Origin of the sequence: Rathayibacter rhapontici (assembly GCF_001995175.1) — a bacterium.
Classification (GTDB): Bacteria; Actinomycetota; Actinomycetes; order Actinomycetales; family Microbacteriaceae; genus Rathayibacter.
The window spans coordinates 1-5,652 of the sequence record NZ_MUKN01000103.1 but is presented as its reverse complement, the minus strand read 5'-3'; the positions used below and the strand labels follow the sequence as shown (position 1 = coordinate 5,652).

Genomic DNA, 5,652 nt, shown 5'->3' with positions numbered 1-5,652 from the left:
ACGAATACTTCGATCACTCTCGTTGTGAAGCTCCTTTGTGGGGTGGAGGCGGGGTGTGTCCGATTCTTGAGAACTCAACAGCGTGCACTATGTTCAATGCCAATTTTATAACCCCGTCCGGGTCTTGTGACTCGGTTGGGATTCCTTTGGAAATTGATGTCAGTAATGATGTCTTATTTGCTAGAGGTCAAACTTGACTTCCTTCTCTTCGGGGTTGGAGTCGTAATTTTTTTACGGAGAGTTTGATCCTGGCTCAGGACGAACGCTGGCGGCGTGCTTAACACATGCAAGTCGAACGATGAAGCCCAGCTTGCTGGGTGGATTAGTGGCGAACGGGTGAGTAACACGTGAGTAACCTGCCCTTGACTCTGGGATAAGCGCTGGAAACGGCGTCTAATACCGGATACGACCTGCCCCGGCATCGGGTGCGGGTGGAAAGTTTTTCGGTCAAGGATGGACTCGCGGCCTATCAGCTTGTTGGTGAGGTAATGGCTCACCAAGGCGACGACGGGTAGCCGGCCTGAGAGGGTGACCGGCCACACTGGGACTGAGACACGGCCCAGACTCCTACGGGAGGCAGCAGTGGGGAATATTGCACAATGGGCGAAAGCCTGATGCAGCAACGCCGCGTGGGGGATGACGGCCTTCGGGTTGTAAACCTCTTTTAGTAGGGAAGAAGGACTTCGGTTTGACGGTACCTGCAGAAAAAGCACCGGCTAACTACGTGCCAGCAGCCGCGGTAATACGTAGGGTGCAAGCGTTGTCCGGAATTATTGGGCGTAAAGAGCTCGTAGGCGGTTTGTCGCGTCTGCTGTGAAAACCCGAGGCTCAACCTCGGGCCTGCAGTGGGTACGGGCAGACTAGAGTGCGGTAGGGGAGAATGGAATTCCTGGTGTAGCGGTGGAATGCGCAGATATCAGGAGGAACACCGATGGCGAAGGCAGTTCTCTGGGCCGTTACTGACGCTGAGGAGCGAAAGCGTGGGGAGCGAACAGGATTAGATACCCTGGTAGTCCACGCCGTAAACGTTGGGAACTAGATGTGGGGACCTTTCCACGGTCTCCGTGTCGCAGCTAACGCATTAAGTTCCCCGCCTGGGGAGTACGGCCGCAAGGCTAAAACTCAAAGGAATTGACGGGGGCCCGCACAAGCGGCGGAGCATGCGGATTAATTCGATGCAACGCGAAGAACCTTACCAAGGCTTGACATATACCGGAAACTTCCAGAAATGGTTGCCCCGCAAGGTCGGTATACAGGTGGTGCATGGTTGTCGTCAGCTCGTGTCGTGAGATGTTGGGTTAAGTCCCGCAACGAGCGCAACCCTCGTTCTATGTTGCCAGCACGTCATGGTGGGAACTCATAGGAGACTGCCGGGGTCAACTCGGAGGAAGGTGGGGATGACGTCAAATCATCATGCCCCTTATGTCTTGGGCTTCACGCATGCTACAATGGCCGGTACAAAGGGCTGCGATACCGTAAGGTGGAGCGAATCCCAAAAAGCCGGTCTCAGTTCGGATTGAGGTCTGCAACTCGACCTCATGAAGTCGGAGTCGCTAGTAATCGCAGATCAGCAACGCTGCGGTGAATACGTTCCCGGGCCTTGTACACACCGCCCGTCAAGTCATGAAAGTCGGTAACACCCGAAGCCGGTGGCCTAACCCCTTGTGGGAGGGAGCCGTCGAAGGTGGGATCGGTGATTAGGACTAAGTCGTAACAAGGTAGCCGTACCGGAAGGTGCGGCTGGATCACCTCCTTTCTAAGGAGCATCTGGACACCGCAGGGTGTTCCAGGCGCCAGATCGAAGCGAATGTCTTCGCTGGTAGCTCATGGGTGGAACATTGAACTAGGTGCAGGTCGAGTTCGTCTCGTGTCAGTACAGCCTTCGGGTTGGGAACGCATGGGGTGGAGGGTGGCTTGCACATGCACGCTGTTGGGTCCTGAGGGACCGGGCCGCTGTCTTCGGATGGTTCGGGTCGACCTTCTGGATCCTTTTCCTACGCCTGGGTGTGTGGGGGAGGGGTACCGCCCGTATTTTGAGAACTACACAGTGGACGCGAGCATCTTAGATTCAGGACTTTCGAGTTCTGGATCGACAGAGGCGCAGGGATGCCTTCGGGTGTTCCTGCAAATCATTGAAATCTGCAATCTTCGAATTGTAGTTTCTTAACTCATGTGATTTTCAAGTTTTTAAGAGCAAACGGTGGATGCCTTGGCATCTGGAGCCGAAGAAGGACGTCGTAATCTGCGATAAGCCTCGGGGAGCTGATAAACGAGCTGTGATCCGAGGATTTCCGAATGGGGAAACCCCGCCAGGCCCCTTGTGGTGACCTGGTGACTCCCGCCTGAATATATAGGGCGGGTAGAGGGAACGTGGGGAAGTGAAACATCTCAGTACCCACAGGAAGAGAAAACAACAGTGATTCCGTTAGTAGTGGCGAGCGAACGCGGAAGAGGCTAAACCGAGCCATGTGTGATACCCGGCAGGGGTTGCATGGTCGGGGTTGTGGGACTTTTCGTCGTGTTCTGCCGAGCACGGAACGTTACAGCGCATCATAGACGAACAGGTTTGAATGCCTGGCCAGAGCGGGTGCGAGCCCCGTAGTCGAAATGGTGTTATGGCGTGAAGAGTATCCCAAGTAGCACGGGGCCCGAGAAATCCCGTGTGAATCTGTCAGGACCACCTGATAAGCCTAAATACTCCCAGATGACCGATAGCGGACAAGTACCGTGAGGGAAAGGTGAAAAGTACCCCGGGAGGGGAGTGAAATAGTACCTGAAACCGTTTGCTTACAAACCGTCGGAGCCTCCTTGTAGGGGTGACGGCGTGCCTTTTGAAGAATGAGCCTGCGAGTTAGTGCTCTGTGGCGAGGTTAACCCGTGTGGGGCAGCCGTAGCGAAAGCGAGTCCGAATAGGGCGATTCAGTCGCAGGGTCTAGACCCGAAGCGAAGTGATCTATCCATGGCCAGGTTGAAGCGACGGTAAGACGTCGTGGAGGACCGAACCCACTTCAGTTGAAAATGGAGGGGATGAGCTGTGGATAGGGGTGAAAGGCCAATCAAACTTCGTGATAGCTGGTTCTCTCCGAAATGCATTTAGGTGCAGCGTTGCGTGTTTCTTGCCGGAGGTAGAGCTACTGGATGGCCGATGGGGCCCAAAAGCTTACTGACGTCAGCCAAACTCCGAATGCCGGTAAGTGAGAGCGCAGCAGTGAGACTGTGGGGGATAAGCTTCATAGTCGAGAGGGAAACAACCCAGACCACCAACTAAGGTCCCTAAGCGCGTGCTAAGTGGGAAAGGATGTGGAGTTGCACAGACAACCAGGAGGTTGGCTTAGAAGCAGCCACCCTTGAAAGAGTGCGTAATAGCTCACTGGTCAAGTGATTCCGCGCCGACAATGTAACGGGGCTCAAGCACGCCACCGAAGTTGTGGCATTGACATTTTGTGGTAGGCCTTCGTGGTCCAGCCGTGTTGATGGGTAGGAGAGCGTCGTGTGGCGAGTGAAGCGGCGGTGTGAACCAGCCGTGGACGCCACACGAGTGAGAATGCAGGCATGAGTAGCGAAAGACGGGTGAGAAACCCGTCCTCCGGAAGACCAAGGGTTCCAGGGTCAAGCTAATCTTCCCTGGGTAAGTCGGGACCTAAGGCGAGGCCGACAGGCGTAGTCGATGGACAACGGGTTGATATTCCCGTACCGGCGAAGAACCGCCCAAGACAATCCAGTAGTGCTAAGTATCTGAATCCCTTTGATGGATCCCTTCGGGGTGAAGCGTTGGGCCTAGCGTACGACCCCGTGCTGGTGCGTTTAGCGTATTAACAGGTGTGACGCAGGAAGGTAGCCGAGCCGGGCGATGGTTGTCCCGGTCTAAGGATGTAGGGCGAACGATAGGCAAATCCGTCGTTTATATAGCCTGAGATCTGATGGGTAGACGCAAGTCGAAATCGGTGATCCTATGCTGCCAAGAAAAGCATCGACGCGAGGTTCTAGCTGCCCGTACCCCAAACCGACTCAGGTGGTCAGGTAGAGAATACCAAGGAGATCGAGAGAATCGTGGTTAAGGAACTCGGCAAAATGCCCCCGTAACTTCGGGAGAAGGGGGGCCTGAGGCGTGAACGGACTTGCTCCGGGAGCGTTCGATGGCCGCAGAGACCAGTGGGAAGCGACTGTTTACTAAAAACACAGGTCCGTGCTAAGTCGCAAGACGATGTATACGGACTGACGCCTGCCCGGTGCTGGAAGGTTAAGAGGAACGGTTAGCCGCAAGGCGAAGCTGAGAATTTAAGCCCCAGTAAACGGCGGTGGTAACTATAACCATCCTAAGGTAGCGAAATTCCTTGTCGGGTAAGTTCCGACCTGCACGAATGGCGTAACGACTTCCCAGCTGTCTCAACCGCGAACTCGGCGAAATTGCATTACGAGTAAAGATGCTCGTTACGCGCAGCAGGACGGAAAGACCCCGTGACCTTTACTATAGTTTGGTATTGGTGTTCGGTGTGGCTTGTGTAGGATAGGTGGGAGACGTTGAAGCGGGCACGCTAGTGTTCGTGGAGTCATTGTTGAAATACCACTCTGGTCACTCTGGATATCTAACTTCGAACCCTAATCGGGTTCAGGGACAGTGCCTGATGGGTAGTTTAACTGGGGCGGTTGCCTCCTAAAAAGTAACGGAGGCGCCCAAAGGTTCCCTCAACCTGGTTGGCAATCAGGTGGCGAGTGTAAGTGCACAAGGGAGCTTGACTGTGAGACTGACAAGTCGAGCAGGGACGAAAGTCGGGACTAGTGATCCGGCAGTGGCTTGTGGAAGCGCTGTCGCTCAACGGATAAAAGGTACCTCGGGGATAACAGGCTGATCTTGCCCAAGAGTCCATATCGACGGCATGGTTTGGCACCTCGATGTCGGCTCGTCGCATCCTGGGGCTGGAGTAGGTCCCAAGGGTTGGGCTGTTCGCCCATTAAAGCGGTACGCGAGCTGGGTTTAGAACGTCGTGAGACAGTTCGGTCCCTATCCGCTGCGCGCGTAGGAAATTTGAGAAGATCTATCCCTAGTACGAGAGGACCGGGATGGACGAACCTCTGGTGTGTCAGTTGTTCCGCCAGGAGCACCGCTGATTAGCTACGTTCGGAACGGATAACCGCTGAAAGCATCTAAGCGGGAAGCCGGCTTCGAGATGAGATTTCCATCCCTTCGGGGGAGAGGCTCCCAGCCAGATTACTGGGTTGATAGGCCGGATGTGGAAGACAGGACTAAAGACTGTCGGAGCTGACCGGTACTAATAAGCCGATAACTTGATAATCACTACACTCATACCGTTGTAAAGGCTGGTAGGAGTGGTCAGAGATTGCTTGCGTCCACTTTGTGGTTCCCAGAATACGGGCACCGCGCCACCAACAGGTGGTGCACATAATTGAATACACGCTTGACGTGTAACCCAGATTTGACCCCCACCAGCACCAAGCGTGTGGTGGGTGTGTCGCAAGGGTTACGGCGGCTATAGCGAGAGGGAAACGCCCGGTCACATTCCGAACCCGGAAGCTAAGACTCTCAGCGCCGATGGTACTGCAGGGGGGACCCTGTGGGAGAGTAGGACACCGCCGGACACCATTCACGATGGCCACCCAGAAATGGGTGGCCATCGCTGTTTAACCCGCCAC

Annotated in this window: 3 rRNA genes; all 3 read left to right on the top strand. The window is 55.0% G+C overall.

Going from position 1 to position 5,652, the window contains the following annotated elements:
• Positions 1-230: 230 nt before the first annotated feature.
• The 3 genes from B0T42_RS18530 (at position 231) to rrf (ending at position 5,598) form a co-directional block, all read left to right on the top strand.
• A 16S ribosomal RNA gene (locus tag B0T42_RS18530) occupies positions 231-1,756 on the top strand.
• A 421-nt stretch (positions 1,757-2,177) separates the two neighbouring features.
• A 23S ribosomal RNA gene (locus tag B0T42_RS18525) occupies positions 2,178-5,294 on the top strand.
• A 187-nt stretch (positions 5,295-5,481) separates the two neighbouring features.
• Positions 5,482-5,598, top strand: a 5S ribosomal RNA gene (gene rrf, locus B0T42_RS18520).
• Together the 16S, 23S and 5S rRNA genes form the textbook arrangement of a ribosomal RNA operon.
• The last annotated feature ends 54 nt before the right edge of the window (positions 5,599-5,652 follow it).